We start from the raw sequence: 15,208 nt of genomic DNA on the forward strand, positions 1-15,208 counted from the left end.
AAAAAACCGGCCTTCGACGGAATCCGCTTCGCCTTGGTGCGTTTGCTTCTGAGATCGGCTGTTCTTGCTCCGAAAAGGAGCAAAAACGAGGTGTTTTGCGCATTTAACATCAAGGTGCAACTTATTCTCGCGAAACTGGTTGCACCTTATTTGCTTTGTTGAATAGCATTCGCGCCCAAGGTGCAACCACCTCTGAGGTTTGGTTCATCGGCTGGCGGCTTTCCTGGGGAAACGTCAGTCATAAATGCGCGGCACGCAGCTACGTCTACCTACTTCCAGTGGGTGGTCGTCTGACAGACCGCCGCTACATAAAAACAAAGCCAGGGCGTCACTCTTATGAGCGTTAGTAATCCAACCCTGATCACGTTCGTGATCTACATCGCAGCAATGGTGCTGATCGGCTTCATGGCCTATCGCTCCACCAACAACCTTTCCGACTACATCCTGGGCGGTCGCAGCCTCGGTAGCGTGGTGACAGCCTTGTCGGCCGGTGCTTCCGACATGAGCGGCTGGTTGTTGATGGGCCTGCCGGGCGCAATCTACATGTCCGGCCTGTCGGAAAGCTGGATCGCCATCGGCCTGATCGTCGGTGCCTACCTCAACTGGCTGTTCGTCGCCGGTCGCCTGCGGGTCCAGACCGAGCACAACGGTGACGCCCTGACCCTGCCGGATTATTTCTCCAGCCGTTTCGAAGATAAAAGCGGCCTGCTGCGGATCATCTCCGCCGTGGTGATCCTGGTATTCTTCACCATTTACTGCGCTTCCGGCATCGTTGCCGGTGCCCGCTTGTTCGAAAGCACTTTCGGCATGTCCTACGAGACCGCCCTTTGGGCCGGTGCCGCAGCGACCATTGCCTACACCTTCGTCGGTGGTTTCCTGGCCGTGAGCTGGACTGACACCGTACAGGCCACCCTGATGATTTTCGCGCTGATCCTCACGCCGATCATCGTGTTGCTGGCCACTGGTGGCGTCGACACCACCTTCCTGGCCATCGAAGCCAAGAACCCTGACAACTTCAACATGCTGAAAAACACCACCTTCATCGGCATCATTTCGCTGATGGGCTGGGGCCTGGGTTACTTCGGCCAGCCGCATATCCTGGCGCGCTTCATGGCGGCGGATTCGGTGAAGTCGATTGCCAAGGCGCGTCGTATCTCCATGACCTGGATGATCCTGTGCCTGGGCGGCACGGTGGCGGTGGGCTTCTTCGGTATTGCCTACTTCTCGGCACACCCGGAAGTGGCCGGTCCTGTGACTGAAAACCACGAACGCGTATTCATCGAGCTGGCCAAGCTGCTGTTCAACCCATGGATTGCCGGTGTGTTGCTGTCGGCCATCCTGGCTGCCGTGATGAGTACCCTGAGCTGCCAATTGCTGGTGTGCTCCAGCGCCCTGACCGAAGACTTCTACAAAACCTTTCTGCGCAAGACCGCCTCCCAGGTTGAGCTGGTGTGGGTCGGTCGTGCCATGGTGCTGCTGGTGGCCCTGGTCGCTATCGGCCTGGCCGCCAACCCGAACAACCGCGTACTGGGCCTGGTGAGCTACGCCTGGGCCGGTTTCGGCGCCGCGTTCGGTCCTGTGGTGCTGATCTCGGTGATCTGGAAAGGCATGACCCGCAACGGCGCACTGGCCGGTATCCTGGTCGGCGCGATCACCGTGATCGTGTGGAAACACTTTGAGCTGCTGGGCCTGTACGAAATCATCCCAGGCTTCATCTTCGCCAGCCTCGCGATCTACGTCGTGAGCAAGATGGGCGCACCGACTGCGGGTATGGTCGAGCGTTTTGATGCGGCGGAAAAAGACTACAACCTCAACAAGTAATTCGCCGGGCCTTAAGCGCCTGATGAGTTGAAAGAGAGGCCCGCTTCCTATGGATAGCGGGCCTTTTTTTGCGTGTGCTTTACGCCGACCCAGAGAGGATTCGTACGCGTTTTTGTAGGGTTTTACTGATTTGTCTGGCGCGTGCTCGGCAGAGGACAACCGTGATGCAGAATCGGCCCCTTACCCCTTGCAGAGAAACACCGGATGTTAGCTCCTGCCAATCAGAGTGCCTTTACCCTGTCCCTCAATGGGGAACCCAGTGAATTCAAGGTCCACGGGTTCATGGGGACTGAGTTCATCAGCCTGCCTTTTCGCTTTGACCTGGAGTTGGTCAGCGAGCAACCCGACCTGGACCTTGAGAGCCTGCTGCACAGCCAGGCGTTCCTGGGGTTTGATGCCAATGGCCATGGCATTCATGGCCTGGTGTATCGGGTCGCACAAGGTGATTCGGGCAGGCGCCTTACGCGCTATCAGATCACCCTGATGCCGCAGCTGGCTTATCTGGAGCACAGCACTCATCAGCGGATCTTTCAGAAAAAAACAGTGCCCCAGATCATTGCACAGGTATTGGAGGCCCAGGCCATCAAAGCTGATGCCTTCGCATTTCATCTGAGCGGCAAGTACCCCGAGTGTGAGTATTGTGTTCAGTTCGGCGAAACCGATCTGGAGTTTATTCAACGCTTGTGTGCCGAATGGGGCATTCACTATCACTTCCAGCACAGCCCCGAGCGCCACCTGTTGGTGTTTGGCGACGACCAGAGTGTGTTCGCGAAGCCGGATCACGTCACGCCATATTCACCCGGCTCCGGGATGGTGGCCGATGGGCCTGCGATCAAGCGCTTTATTCTGCGGCTGAAGACCCGCACCAGCGGTGTGAATCTGCGGGACTACGACTTCAAAAAGCCGAACCTGACGTTGGAAAGCGCAGTCTCCAGCAATCGGCAACCGACTCTGAACGACCAGCGTTACCCAGGGCACTTCGAAGATCGTGAGCGTGGCAAGTACCTGGCGCAACGCGTGCTGGAGCGTCATCGCAGCGATTACCGCCAGGCCCGTGGCCATAGCGATCAACCGGCGTTGGTCACCGGACAGTTCCTGAAGATGGCTGGTCACCCTCGCCAGGAGTGGAATGCCTTGTGGCTGGTCACTCAGTTGCACCATACAGGGCGGCAGCCTCAGGTGCTTGAGGAATCTGCCCCTGAAGGGTATGGCGATGAATCCTCCCAAGGCTACAGCAATGAATTTGTCGTAACGCCCTGGGACGTGCTGTTTCGAACACCGCTCCTGATGTCGCGGCCGCTCATATCGGGTTACCAGAACGCAGTGGTGACGGGGCCAGCCGACAGTGAAATCCATTGTGACGAGTACGGCCGGGTCAAGGTGCAGTTTGCCTGGGACCGCAACGGTGAACGCAACGATCAGTCCAGCTGCTGGCTGAGGGTTGCCAGCGGTTGGGCTCATGATCGTTATGGTTCGGTGTTGATTCCGCGGGTCGGCATGGAAGTTCTGGTGGGCTTCGTCAATGGCGACCCGGATATGCCACTGGTGATGGGTTGCCTGCCCAATGCGGCAACACAGGTACCCCTTGATTTACCGGCGGACAAGACCCGAAGCATCTTGCGCAGCCAGAGCAGCCCTGGGGGCGGTGGCTACAACGAGCTACGCATCGAGGATCGCAAGGGGGCCGAGGAAATCTATCTGCGCGCCCAGCGGGATTGGACGCAGCATGTGCTGCATGACCATCGGGTGACGGTGGACGGCGAATCGCACCATGAAGTGCAGGGCGAGGAACAGCGGATAAATCATGGCAACCGCCTGACCGACCTCAAGCAGGACGACCATCTGGTGGTGGGCGGTTCGCAGCAGGTCCGGGCCGGGCAGACCATCCAGATAGGCGCAGGACAAAGCATCGTCATCGACGCGGGCGCGACCGTCACGATTCAGGCGGGTGGGCAGTCGATCACCCTGTCTGCCGGTGGCATTTTCAGCAGCGTGCCGATCCAGCCTGGCGGGGCGCCCGCTGCAGTAGCGGCGCCGTTGATGCCGGGGGTGAAGGAAAAACTGTTGGCAGTGATCCCGGCTCCGCTGTCCCGTGTGCAGGTCGCCAGCCTGAAACGCAGTGCACCGTTTTGCGAAGAGTGCGAACGATGCAGGAACGGCCAGTGCAATCTCACTTGACCTCCACCCAGAAGGACTCTACGTCGATGCTTCAACCCTTGCTTGCTGGTGAAAAGATCTTCGCAGTACTCGGCGCTGCCAGCGACGCCCAGCCCTTGAATGCGTGGCGAACGCTGGCCGGCGGAGCGCCTTTGCATCCCGTTTGGGCCAGTACGGCCTATGCGACCTGGGAGGAGGTGATGCCCTATGTAGGCATCGTCGATCCAGGTAGCGCGTTCCTGGAATGGGCTGCCGCCACAGACGCCACGGATTGGGGCTGGCTGGCCGTATCGTCATGCCCATTGGACGTGGTGGTCGCACACCTGCAAAGCCTGACCAAGGTGTACCTGGCCGATGGGCAAGAGGTATTTTTGCGCTTTTGGGATGGCGCGCAGTTTCTGCCGATCATTCAGCGCTGCGGTGAAGAGCTGTTGCCGGTGTTCCCGCGATACCTCATTAATGGCCAATCGCTGACTGTTGCGACTGGCCCGGTCACTGCCGCCAAAGCCAGCCCATGGTGGCGAGTGCCGGTACCTTTGCTGGAGCACTTGGCGGAGCAATCGCCGCAAACCCTGGTCGGTAACCTGTTGCAGTGGCTCGAAGAGCAGCGACCCGACCTCTACACCGCTTTTGCGCCGGCGACCTTGCAGCACAAGGTCGCCTACTTTGCGCGTCGATCGGGTATCAGCCATGAAGCGCTGGCTGATTACCTGGCCTCAGAGCTGAGTTGAGCCCAGCGCCTGCTGCAAATCCTCGATCAGGTCTTCAATGGCCTCGATGCCCACCGACAGGCGAATCATCTCCGGCTTCACGCCGGCCTTGGCCTGTTCTTGCTCGTTCATCTGCCGGTGGGTGGTGGAGGCCGGGTGGCAGGCCAGGGATTTGGCATCGCCGATGTTCACCAGGCGCTTGAAGATGCGCAGTGCGTCATAGAAGCGCACGCCGGCCTCATAGCCGCCCTTCAAGCCAAATGAAAGGATTGCTGACGGTTTGCCTTGCAAGTACTTCTGCGCCAGTTCGTGGTGCGGGTGGTCCGGCAGGCCTGCGTAGCTGACCCACTCTACCTCGACATGGCCTTGCAGGAACTGTGCGACCTTCAGGGCGTTTTCAGTATGGCGCTCCATGCGCAGGGCCAGGGTTTCCAGGCCTTGCAGCAGCAGGAAGGCGTTCATCGGGGCCAGTGCCGCGCCGGTGTTGCGCAGTGGAACGGTGCGGGCGCGAGCGATGAAGGCGGCCGGGCCGAATTTCTCGGTGTAGACCACGCCGTGATAGGCGGGCTCGGGGTTGTTGAGCCCGGGGAATTTCTGCGGGTAGTCGGTCCAGGGGAAGTTGCCGCTGTCGACGATCACGCCGCCCAGGGAGTTGCCGTGGCCGCCGATGTACTTGGTCACCGAGTGCACCACGATATCGGCGCCGAACCGGATGGGTTTGCACAGGATCGGCGTGGCCACGGTGTTATCCACCACCAGCGGCACGCCGTGCGCGTGGGCGACGTTGGCCAGGGCTTCCAGGTCGACGATGTTGCCCGCCGGGTTGCCGATGCTTTCGCAGTACACCAGCTTGGTGTTGTCGTCGATCAGCTCGGCGATGGCTTCGGCGCAGTCATCCCGGGCAAAGCGAACATCGACGCCGAAGCTGGGCAGCAAGTGCGCGAACAAGGTGTAGGTGCCGCCGTAGAGTTGCGGGGTGGTGACAATATTGTCCCCGGCGCGGGTGAGCGTCTGGATCGCGTAGTGGATCGCCGCGCTGCCGGCCGACACCGCCAGGCCTGCGATACCGCCTTCGAGCGCGGCGATGCGTTGCTCCAGCACGTCGTTGGTGGGGTTCATGATCCGCGTGTAGATATTGCCGGGCACGTCCAGGTTGAACAGGTCGGCGCCGTGCTGGGCGTTGTCGAATTCGAAGGCAACATTCTGGTAGATCGGCACAGCAACAGCCTTGGTGGTCGGGTCCGACTGGAAGCCGTGGTGCAGTGCGATGGTGGCGTCTTTCATGATGGTGATGGACCTCCCTGGAGTGTGGATCGCCACAATAAGTCCGAGTCATCATTGATATTTAGACTTTTTTCAGGTGAAAGCCTGTCTTTTCGATATAAGTACCGCCCGGCACGTTGCCCTGCACCAACGCTTGCGTAAAAGGTAAACTTCGCCTCCTGCGCAGGAGCAACCATGAATTATCGTCACGCCTTTCACGCCGGCAACCACGCCGATGTCTTCAAACACCTGACCTTGACCCGCCTCATCGCCCTGATGTCGCGCAAGGAGCAGCCGTTCGCCTACCTCGACACCCATGCGGGGATCGGTCTGTACGACCTGCAGGGCGACCAGGCCAACCGCACCGGTGAATACCTGGAAGGCATCGCCCGCCTGTGGGGCGCAAGCGACCTGCCGCCGTTGACCGCCGATTACATGCGCGTGCTGCATGAGATGAACCCGGATGGCGAGTTGCGCTACTACCTTGGTTCGCCCGAGCTGGCGCGGCGCCTGACGCGCCCTCAGGACCGCGTGCTGCTCAATGAGAAACACCCGGAAGACGGCGTGTTGCTCAAGGACAACATGAAGGGTGACCGCCGCGTCAAAGTGCACCTGGGCGAAGGTTGGCACGTACCGCGTGCGCTGTTGCCGGTGCCGGAAAAGCGCGCGCTGATGCTGATCGACCCGCCGTTCGAAAAGCTCGACGAGATGCAACGCTGCGCCGCCTCCCTCAAGGAAGCCGTGGGCCGTATGCGCCAGACCGTCGCGGCCATCTGGTACCCGGTGAAAGACCAGCGCATGTTGCGTCGTTTCTACCAGGACCTGGCCGGCACCGGCGCGCCGAAGTTGCTGCGAGTGGAGTTACTGGTGCATCCGCTGGACACCCCCAACACCCTGACCGGCTCGGGCCTGGCCATCGCCAACCCGCCGTGGGGGCTGGAAGAGGAGCTGCGTGAGCTGCTGCCGTGGCTGTCCAGGAAGCTTGGGCAGACCCAGGGCGGGTGGCAGATGGATTGGCTCATCGCTGAGTAACCACGCCTTGTGAATACCTCATGTGGGAGGGGGCTTGCCCCCGATAGCGATCTATCAGTTACAGATGTACTGACTGACACACCGCTATCGGGGGCAAGCCCCCTCCCACATTTTACCCGTGTCGGCTTTAGATCGGGCAGGTCACACCGGTGCCACCAATCCCGCAATAGCCCTGCGGATTTTTCGCCAGGTACTGCTGGTGATACGCCTCGGCGAAGTACACCGTCGGTGCCTCTTCGATTTCGGTGGTAATCGCACCCAGGCCGGCCTTGGTCAGTTCGGCTTGATACGCCTTGGCGCTGGCCTGCGCCGCCGCCAGTTGTTCCGGCGTGGTGGCATAAATCACTGAGCGGTACTGGCTGCCGATGTCATTGCCCTGGCGCATGCCCTGGGTGGGGTTGTGCAGTTCCCAGAACATTTTCAACAAGTCTTCGTATTTCACTTTGGCCTGGTCATACACCACCAGCACCACTTCGCTGTGGCCGGTCAGGCCCGAGCAGACTTCTTCATAGGTCGGGTTGGGCGTGTAGCCGCCGGCGTAACCGACCACAGTGCTGACCACGCCATCGCGCTGCCAGAACCGACGCTCGGCACCCCAGAAGCAGCCCAGGCCGAAGATTGCAAAGCCGACGTCATCGAGGAACGGTCCGAGCAGCGGGTTGCCATTGACGAAGTGCGTCTCCGGCAATGCCATCGGGGTTTCACGGCCAGGCAGAGCTTGTTCTTGAGTAGGTAGCACGTTTTTGTTCACCAGAATTTCCGAGCGCAAGACCATGATCAGTCCTCTCGTCAGGTTGAGTTAGCAATAAAGATTGAGACCGCCAGTGTGCCCGAGTGTTACAGCGCTGTCAGGCGATAGGGCCGCGCGGGTAGCGTTTCAGCATCGCCAGCAGCTCGGCGCCGGGGATCGGCCGGTCGAACAGGTAGCCCTGGCCCACATCGCAACGGTGCCGACGCAGAAACGCCAGTTGCTCGGCGGTCTCGATGCCCTCGGCCACCACCTTGAGCTTGAGATTGTGGGCCATGGCGATCACCGCCGAGGTGATTTCCATGTCGTCCTGGTTGTCCGGGATTTCGTGGATGAAGCTGCGGTCGATCTTGATGATGTCGATAGGGAATTTTTTCAAGTAACTCAACGACGAGTAACCGGTGCCGAAGTCGTCCATGGCCAGGGTCAGGCCGAAGCTCTTCAATTGATCAAGCTGCAGGCGCGTGTCTTCGGTGGCTTCCAGTAACAGGCCTTCGGTCAGTTCCAGCTCCAGCAGGTTGGCCGGCAGTTTTTCTTCCTTGAGGATCGTGGCGATCGAGGCCACCAGGTCCGGATCGGAAAACTGCTTGGGTGACAGGTTGATCGCCACCTGCAAGTTGCCCATGCCAGCGGCGGTCAACTGACGGCTCATGCGACAGGCCTGGCGCGCGATCCATTTGCCGATGGGGATAATCAGGCCGGTTTCTTCAGCCACGCTGATGAATTGGTCAGGGCGGATCATGCCTTTTTCCGGATGGTTCCAGCGCAATAGCGCTTCCATGCCCAGCAGACGGCCACTGCGCAGGCACAGCTTGGGCTGGTAGAACACGTCCAGTTCGTTCTGGGTGAGGGCGCGGCGCAGGTTGTTCTCGACGAACAGCTTGTAGCTGGCCTCGGCATTCAGCGCTTCGGTAAAGATCTGCACCTGATGTTTGCCGTTGGCCTTGGCCTTGTGCAGGGCCAGGCCGGCGTTACGCATCAGGGTCTGCGGGTCGCGGCCATGCAGTGGCGCGCAGGCCAGGCCCACGGAGCCGGTGACGCTGATCAACTGGTTGTCGACGAACATCGGCTTGTCGAGGGTCGCGAGCAATTGGCTGGCCACCAACTGGCCACTTTCCAGGTCGGTGTCGTCGAGCAGCACCGCAAACTCGTTGCTGGCAAAGCGCGCCAGGCTGCCACCGGTGCTCAGGCTGTTGCGCAGGCGCCGGGCCAGGCTGATCAGCAGCTTGTCACCGGTCTGGTGGCCTAGGCTGTCGTTGATGCGCTTGAAGTTGTCGATGTCCACCAGCAGCAGGCTGATCGGGCTGTCGCTGTCACGGGCGAAGCGTTCATCGAGGTTGCGGATGAACGCCGGGCGATTGCCCAGGTTGGTCAGGTTGTCCGTGTAGGCCAGGCGCTCGATACGCTGCTGGGCCAGCTTGGTCTGGGTAATGTCTTCGTAGATGCCGATGTAGTGCGTCAGCTCACGGTTGTCGCCATACACCTTGGAAATCGACAGCTGCCCCCAGTAGGGCTCCAGGTTCTTGCGCCGGCTCTTGAATTCGCCCTGCCAGCTGTTGCTTTTGGCCAGGCTCGAGGGAGCGTCGAACAGCAATTCGCTGAGGTTCTCCAGCGCCGGCAATTGGGCCAGGCGGTGGCCGTGGACCTCTTCGGCGCTGTACTGGGTGATCGCAGTAAAGCTTGGGTTGACGTACTCCACTACACCATCGCAGTTGACCAGCAGAAAGGCGTTGGCGCTTTGTTCCACGGCACGCTGGAACAGGTGCAGGGCGCTGGTGGCGGTGCGGCGGTTGTGGTTGTTGATCACCTGGGCGAACTGGTCGGCCAGCTCGCCGGCAAAGGCAATTTCATCGGCCTGCCAGGCGCGGGTGCTGCCGCTTTGCTCCAGGCACAGCACGCCCACCACATGGCCATCGACGCGAATGCTCGCGTCAAGCATCGCGTGGATGTCTTTGTCGCGCAGGCTGTCGGCCATTTCTCGGGTGCGCGGGTCGCGCAGTGCGTTGGTGGCGTCGATGGCCCGGCTGGAGTGCAAGGCTTCCAGGTAGTCCGGGAAGCAACTGGCGTCGATAGGCTCGGGCAAGTGATGCTGCCCGTCTGCGCGGTGGTAAGCGGAGATCGGCACCAGGCGCTGGCCTTCAAGGTTCCAGATGCTGGCGCAGTCGATCTGGTAGATATCGCAGGCGCTGCGGGTGATCAGCTCGGCAGCTTCCTGCAGCGAATTGTTAGTGGTGTAGCGCTGACGGGCCAGCAGCAGGATCAACTCCTGTTGGGCGCGCACCCGCTCAAGGTGCTGCAACTGTTCCTGCTGGGCCCGCTGGTTGAGTTCCAGGGCGATCTGCAGGCGGCTGTTCTGGTTCTCCAGGTCTGCCGTGGGCACGGCAGTGGGGATTTCACTGAACAGGCCATCGACCACCATCAGGTAGCCGCGCAGCAGGTGGCGATTGTGTTGTTTGTAGGCTTCGCCCATTTCCAGCAGGCTCAGCGGGCCGTCGCTGGTGTGCAGGGTGTAGCGCACCAGGTAGTGCGGGCTCTGGTTCAGTTGCTGCTGGATGATGTCGTGCAGTTGATAGCGCGCCTGGGGCTCCATCAGGCTGGCGTAAGGAGTGCCGATCAGCGCGCACAGCTCGACCGCCGGTAGGCCGAATTGGCGCTCGCAATTGGGGTCGAGGTAAAGGAGGGCCCAGCTTGCCTCATTAAGCCGCTCGAAACGCAGCATACCGAGGCGCGAAGGCACCGGTAACTGCGTCACTACCTCGGCCGCCATTCGGGCGACATCGGGCTGGCTTTTCATGGGGGAGACTCACTTGAAATAACGCGCACGGCGCCGGGCTCACGCCCTCTTTTCTGTTGCCTGCGGCAAGGTTGCATCATGCGGCGCGGGCTGACAAGAGAGGATGAAGGCTAAGTGCTATAACGGGGTTATCGGCTGCGGAAGGGATTTCTGCAATCGAGGTGATGGAAGGTGTACAAACCTGTCTTGTATGTCCAGTTTCCTGCCGGAAAGCCGGCAAAAAAAGCCCCGCCAAGTGGCGGGGTTGAGGTACGAGCGTGGCGCTCGAAAATCGATACAGCCAGGCCTCCTCAGTGAAGAGGAGGCCGTGACGGTTTACAGCAAGATCGTGCGGATATCGTTCAGCACTTGGCCCAGACGCTGGGTGAAGCGCGCAGCGGCGGCGCCGTTGATCACACGGTGATCGTAGGACAGCGACAGCGGCAGCATCAGCTTCGGCTGGAACGCTTTACCGTCCCAAACCGGCTGGATAGTCGCCTTGGACACACCCAGGATCGCCACTTCCGGCGCGTTGACGATTGGCGTAAAGCCAGTACCGCCAATGTGACCGAGGCTGGAGATGGTGAAGCATGCGCCCTGCATGTCGTCCGGGGTGAGCTTCTTGTCGCGGGCCTTGGCAGCCAGCGCGGCGGCTTCGGCAGCGAGTTGCAGCAGGCTCTTCTGGTCGACGTTCTTGATCACCGGTACCAGCAGGCCATCCGGGGTGTCCACCGCGAAACCGATGTGCACGTACTTCTTGCGGATGATCGCCTTGCCGCTTGGCGCCAGCGAACTGTTGAAGTCCGGCAGCTCCTTGAGCAGGTAGGCACAGGCCTTGAGCAGCAGCGGCAGCACGGTCAGTTTCACGCCGGCTTTTTCGGCCACGGCTTTCTGCGCAACGCGGAAAGCTTCCAGGTCGGTGATGTCGGCCTGGTCGAACTGCGTTACGTGTGGGATGTTCAGCCAGCTGGCGTGCAGGCCGGCCGCGCCGATTTGCATCAGGCGGGTCATCGGCACTTCTTCGACTTCGCCGAAGCGGCTGAAGTCCACGGTGCGGATCGGCGGAATGCCCGAACCACCGGTAGCGCCGCCAGCAGCTGGCGCTTCCTTGGCTTTCTGCATCATGGCCTTGACGTAAACCTGCACGTCTTCCTTCAACACGCGACCGTGAGGGCCAGTGGCCGACACAGCGCTCAGCTCCACGCCGAACTCACGGGCCAACTGACGCACGGCAGGGCCGGCGTGAACCTTGGCACCGCTTGGCGCAGGTGCGGCAGCAGCAGCGGCCGGAGCGGCCTCGACTTTTGCAGCAGGTGCAGGTGCAGCGGCAGCCGGTGCGGCTTCAGCCTTGGCGGCTGGAGCAGCGGCCGGGGCTGGGGCGGCGGCAGGCGCAGCGCCTTGTACTTTCAGCTTGAGGATGAAGTCACCGGTGCCGACTTCGTCTTCCAGCTTGACCGCAATGCTTTCCACCACGCCGGCAGCCGGCGAAGGGATTTCCATGGAGGCTTTGTCAGACTCCAGGGTGATCAGCGACTGGTCGGCTTCGACGGTGTCGCCGACCTTGACCAGCAGCTCGATGATCTTGGCCTTGCCCGACGAACCGATGTCCGGGACGTGAATGTCCTGGACAGTGGCGGCGGCAGGTGCGGCAGCGGCAGGCGCTTCGGCAGGTTTTTCAGCAGCAGGCGCAGGTGCAGCGGCGGCAGCAGGGGCCGCCGGCGCAGGGGCCGCATCAGCGGCACCTTCGATTTCCAGCTCCAGCAGTTCGTCGCCTTCTTTCAGGCGGTCGCCCAGCTTCACTTTCAGGCTCTTGACCACGCCGGCCTTGGGAGCAGGGATTTCCATGCTCGCCTTGTCCGATTCCAGGGTCAGGATGCTCTGGTCGGCTTCGACGGTGTCGCCGACCTTCACAAACAGCTCGATTACTTCACCTTCACCGCTGCCGATGTCAGGTACGCGAATGAGTTCGCTCACAAAAAGTCTCCTCAGCAGTCCAGTGGGTTGCGTTTTTCCGGGTTGATCCCGAACTTGACGATAGCGTCAGCCACCACCTTCGGTTCGATCTCACCACGGTCAGCCAAGGCTTCCAGGGCTGCCAACACCACGAAGTGACGGTCAACTTCGAAGAAGTGACGCAGCTTCTTGCGGCTGTCACTGCGGCCGAAACCGTCGGTGCCCAGGACTTTGAATTCCTTGGACGGGACCCACTGGCGAATTTGTTCAGCAAACAGTTTCATGTAGTCGGTCGAAGCGATCACCGGGCCTTTACGGCCGGTCAGGCACTCTTCAACGAAGGTGCGCTGTGGCTTCTGGCCAGGGTGCAGGCGGTTGTGACGCTCTACGGCCAGGCCATCGCGACGCAGTTCGTTGAAGCTGGTCACGCTCCATACGTCGGCGCCGACGTTGAACTCGTCACGCAGGATCTTGGCCGCTTCACGCACTTCGCGCAGGATGGTGCCGGAGCCCATCAGCTGTACGTGGTGCGCTGCTTCCTTGGTGTCTTCTTCGAGCAGGTACATGCCCTTGATGATGCCTTCTTCCACGCCGGCCGGCATGGCTGGCTGCTGGTAGGACTCGTTCATCACAGTGATGTAGTAGAAAACGTCCTGCTGCTCTTCGGTCATCTTCTTCATGCCGTCCTGGATGATCACCGCCAGCTCGTAGCCGTAGGTTGGATCAAAGGTGCGGCAGTTCGGGATGGTGGCAGCCAGGATGTGGCTGTGACCGTCTTCGTGTTGCAGGCCTTCGCCGTTCAGCGTGGTACGACCGGCGGTGCCGCCGATCAGGAAGCCACGGGTACGGCTGTCGCCTGCTGCCCAGGCCAGGTCGCCGATACGCTGGAAGCCGAACATCGAATAGAAGATGTAGAACGGCAGCATCGGCTGGTTGTGGCTGGAGTACGAAGTACCGGCAGCGATGAAGGAGCTCATTGCGCCCGCTTCGTTGATGCCTTCTTCGAGGATCTGGCCCTTCTTGTCTTCCTTGTAGAACATCACCTGGTCTTTATCGACTGGCTCGTAGAGCTGGCCGACGGAGGAGTAGATGCCCAACTGACGGAACATGCCTTCCATACCGAAGGTACGGGCTTCGTCCGGGATGATCGGGACGATGCGCGGGCCGATGTCCTTGTCCTTGACCAACTGCGCGAGGATCCGCACGAAGGCCATGGTGGTGGAGATTTCACGGTCGCCCGAGCCGTCAAGGATAGCCTTGAGGGTGCTCAGGTCCGGCGTCGGTACGCTGAAGCTCTGCGCGCGGCGTTGTGGCACGAAACCACCCAGTGCGGCGCGGCGCTCGGCCAGGTAGCGGGCTTCGGCGCTGTTCGGCTCCGGCTTGAAGAACGGCAGGTTTTCCAGCTCTTCATCCTTGACCGGGATGTCGAAGCGGTCACGGAACAACTTCAGGCTGTCGACATCGACTTTCTTGGTGTTGTGCGCAGTGTTCTTCGCTTCGCCGGCACCGGTGCCATAACCCTTGATGGTCTTGGCCAGAATGACGGTCGGTTGTTCTTTGTGGTTGACCGCTTCGTGGTACGCCGCGTAGACCTTGTACGGGTCGTGGCCGCCACGGTTGAGTTTCCAGATTTCGTCGTCGGACAGGTCGGCAACCATCGCCTTGAGTTCAGGCGTGTTGAAGAAGTGTTCGCGGACGAACGCGCCGTCCTTGGCCTTGTAGTTCTGGTACTCGCCGTCGATGACTTCGTCCATGCGACGCTGCAGGATACCGTCGACGTCCTTGGCCAGCAGTGGGTCCCAGAAACGACCCCAGATGACTTTGGTCACGTTCCACTGGGCGCCGCGGAACACGCCTTCGAGTTCCTGGATGATCTTGCCGTTGCCGCGAACCGGGCCGTCGAGGCGCTGCAGGTTGCAGTTGATGACAAAGATCAGGTTGTCCAGCTTCTCGCGGCCGGCCAGGGAGATGGCGCCCAGGGATTCCGGCTCGTCGCACTCGCCGTCGCCCAGGAAGCACCAGACCTTCTGTTTGCCTTCAGGGATGAAGCCACGGGCTTCCAGGTACTTCATGAAGCGTGCCTGGTAGATCGCCTGGATCGGGCCCAGGCCCATGGATACGGTCGGGAACTGCCAGAAATCAGGCATCAGCCAAGGGTGCGGGTACGACGACAGGCCGTTACCGTCCACTTCCTGGCGGAAGTTGTTCATGTGTTCTTCGCTGATGCGGCCTTCCATGAACGCACGGGCGTAGACGCCTGGCGAGGTGTGGCCCTGGAAGTAGATCAGGTCGCCGCCGTGTTCGTCGGTCGGGGCCTGGAAGAAGTAGTTGAAGCCGATGTCATACAGGGTTGCGCTGGAAGCGAAGCTGGAGATGTGACCGCCCAGGTCCGAATCTTTCAAGTTCGTGCGCATTACCATCGCCATGGCGTTCCAGCGTACCAGCGAGCGAATGCGGCGTTCCATGAACAGGTCGCCAGGCATGCGTGCTTCGTGGGTAACGGGGATGGTGTTGCGGTATGGCGTAGTGATGGCGTAAGGCAGTTGCGAGCCGCTGCGGGTCGCGAGTTCGCCCATACGGGTCATCAGGTAGTGAGCACGGTCTTCGCCTTCTTTGTCGAGAACCGATTCCAGGGCGTCCAGCCATTCCTGGGTTTCGACGGGATCGAGGTCTTGCATGGCTTGCTCCAGGGCGGAAAGGCTACCAGAATCGGTTGCCTGAAGTTTGCGACTGGCCTTGTGGGCAGACGAC

At 60.8% G+C, this 15,208-nt stretch carries 9 protein-coding genes; 4 read left to right on the top strand and 5 right to left on the bottom strand.

Annotated features, from left to right (window positions below):
- Positions 1 to 336 precede the first annotated feature (336 nt).
- From putP to AC3WP7_RS08785, 3 genes are all read left to right on the top strand, one after another.
- Complete coding sequence (putP, locus tag AC3WP7_RS08775; RefSeq protein ID WP_071492330.1) at positions 337 to 1,821, top strand: sodium/proline symporter PutP; 1,485 nt, start codon at positions 337 to 339, stop codon at positions 1,819 to 1,821.
- Between the two features lie 204 nt (positions 1,822 to 2,025).
- A complete protein-coding gene (locus AC3WP7_RS08780) occupies positions 2,026 to 3,999 on the top strand; it encodes a type VI secretion system Vgr family protein (protein ID WP_102591525.1) in 1,974 nt (657 codons plus the stop codon).
- Between the two features lie 26 nt (positions 4,000 to 4,025).
- Positions 4,026 to 4,709 (top strand): DUF4123 domain-containing protein, encoded by a 684-nt coding sequence (locus AC3WP7_RS08785; RefSeq protein ID WP_102591526.1) that lies wholly within the window; start codon positions 4,026 to 4,028, stop codon positions 4,707 to 4,709.
- Here the strand turns inward: AC3WP7_RS08785 and AC3WP7_RS08790 are convergent.
- The gene (locus tag AC3WP7_RS08790; RefSeq protein ID WP_093121305.1) at positions 4,695 to 5,972 is read right to left on the bottom strand and encodes an O-acetylhomoserine aminocarboxypropyltransferase/cysteine synthase family protein; all 1,278 of its coding nucleotides are present in this window, start codon (positions 5,970 to 5,972) and stop codon (positions 4,695 to 4,697) included. The genes AC3WP7_RS08785 and AC3WP7_RS08790 overlap by 15 nt on opposite strands.
- A 174-nt stretch (positions 5,973 to 6,146) precedes the next feature.
- Here AC3WP7_RS08790 and AC3WP7_RS08795 point away from each other — a divergent pair, with 174 nt between their 5' ends.
- Positions 6,147 to 6,983 (top strand): 23S rRNA (adenine(2030)-N(6))-methyltransferase RlmJ, encoded by an 837-nt coding sequence (locus AC3WP7_RS08795; protein ID WP_102591527.1) that lies wholly within the window; start codon positions 6,147 to 6,149, stop codon positions 6,981 to 6,983.
- Positions 6,984 to 7,110: 127 nt separating this feature from the next.
- On the opposite strand, the gene msrA is transcribed toward AC3WP7_RS08795, so the two are convergent.
- The 4 genes from msrA to aceE all read right to left on the bottom strand — a co-directional run bounded on the left by msrA (position 7,111) and on the right by aceE (position 15,135).
- Positions 7,111 to 7,758 carry a peptide-methionine (S)-S-oxide reductase MsrA gene (msrA, locus tag AC3WP7_RS08800; protein ID WP_071492325.1) on the bottom strand — a complete coding sequence of 216 codons (648 nt, stop codon included), beginning with the start codon at positions 7,756 to 7,758 and terminating at the stop codon, positions 7,111 to 7,113.
- 73 nt (positions 7,759 to 7,831) lie between these two features.
- On the bottom strand, positions 7,832 to 10,525 hold the full coding sequence (locus AC3WP7_RS08805; protein ID WP_071492324.1) for a putative bifunctional diguanylate cyclase/phosphodiesterase: 2,694 nt from the start codon (positions 10,523 to 10,525) through the stop codon (positions 7,832 to 7,834).
- 315 nt (positions 10,526 to 10,840) lie between these two features.
- Positions 10,841 to 12,478, bottom strand: a complete 1,638-nt coding sequence (aceF, locus tag AC3WP7_RS08810) for a dihydrolipoyllysine-residue acetyltransferase (RefSeq protein WP_102591528.1) — start codon at positions 12,476 to 12,478, stop codon at positions 10,841 to 10,843.
- A gap of 11 nt (positions 12,479 to 12,489) precedes the next feature.
- Positions 12,490 to 15,135: a pyruvate dehydrogenase (acetyl-transferring), homodimeric type gene (gene aceE, locus AC3WP7_RS08815; protein ID WP_058423512.1), complete on the bottom strand. Its 2,646-nt coding sequence runs from the start codon at positions 15,133 to 15,135 to the stop codon at positions 12,490 to 12,492.
- Positions 15,136 to 15,208: the final 73 nt, after the last annotated feature.

The organism is Pseudomonas sp. FW305-3-2-15-C-LB1, assembly GCF_058787615.1.

What these genes read in the sequence shown, in the direction of transcription:
- AC3WP7_RS08780 (WP_102591525.1), top strand. Translation starts at nt 2,026, where the DNA reads ATGTTAGCTCCTGCCAATCAGAGTGCCTTTACCCTGTCCCTCAATGGG.
- putP (WP_071492330.1), top strand. Translation starts at nt 337, where the DNA reads ATGAGCGTTAGTAATCCAACCCTGATCACGTTCGTGATCTACATCGCA.
- msrA (WP_071492325.1), bottom strand. Translation starts at nt 7,758, where the DNA reads ATGGTCTTGCGCTCGGAAATTCTGGTGAACAAAAACGTGCTACCTACT.
- AC3WP7_RS08795 (WP_102591527.1), top strand. Translation starts at nt 6,147, where the DNA reads ATGAATTATCGTCACGCCTTTCACGCCGGCAACCACGCCGATGTCTTC.
- aceE (WP_058423512.1), bottom strand. Translation starts at nt 15,135, where the DNA reads ATGCAAGACCTCGATCCCGTCGAAACCCAGGAATGGCTGGACGCCCTG.
- AC3WP7_RS08790 (WP_093121305.1), bottom strand. Translation starts at nt 5,972, where the DNA reads ATGAAAGACGCCACCATCGCACTGCACCACGGCTTCCAGTCGGACCCG.
- AC3WP7_RS08785 (WP_102591526.1), top strand. Translation starts at nt 4,026, where the DNA reads ATGCTTCAACCCTTGCTTGCTGGTGAAAAGATCTTCGCAGTACTCGGC.
- AC3WP7_RS08805 (WP_071492324.1), bottom strand. Translation starts at nt 10,525, where the DNA reads ATGAAAAGCCAGCCCGATGTCGCCCGAATGGCGGCCGAGGTAGTGACG.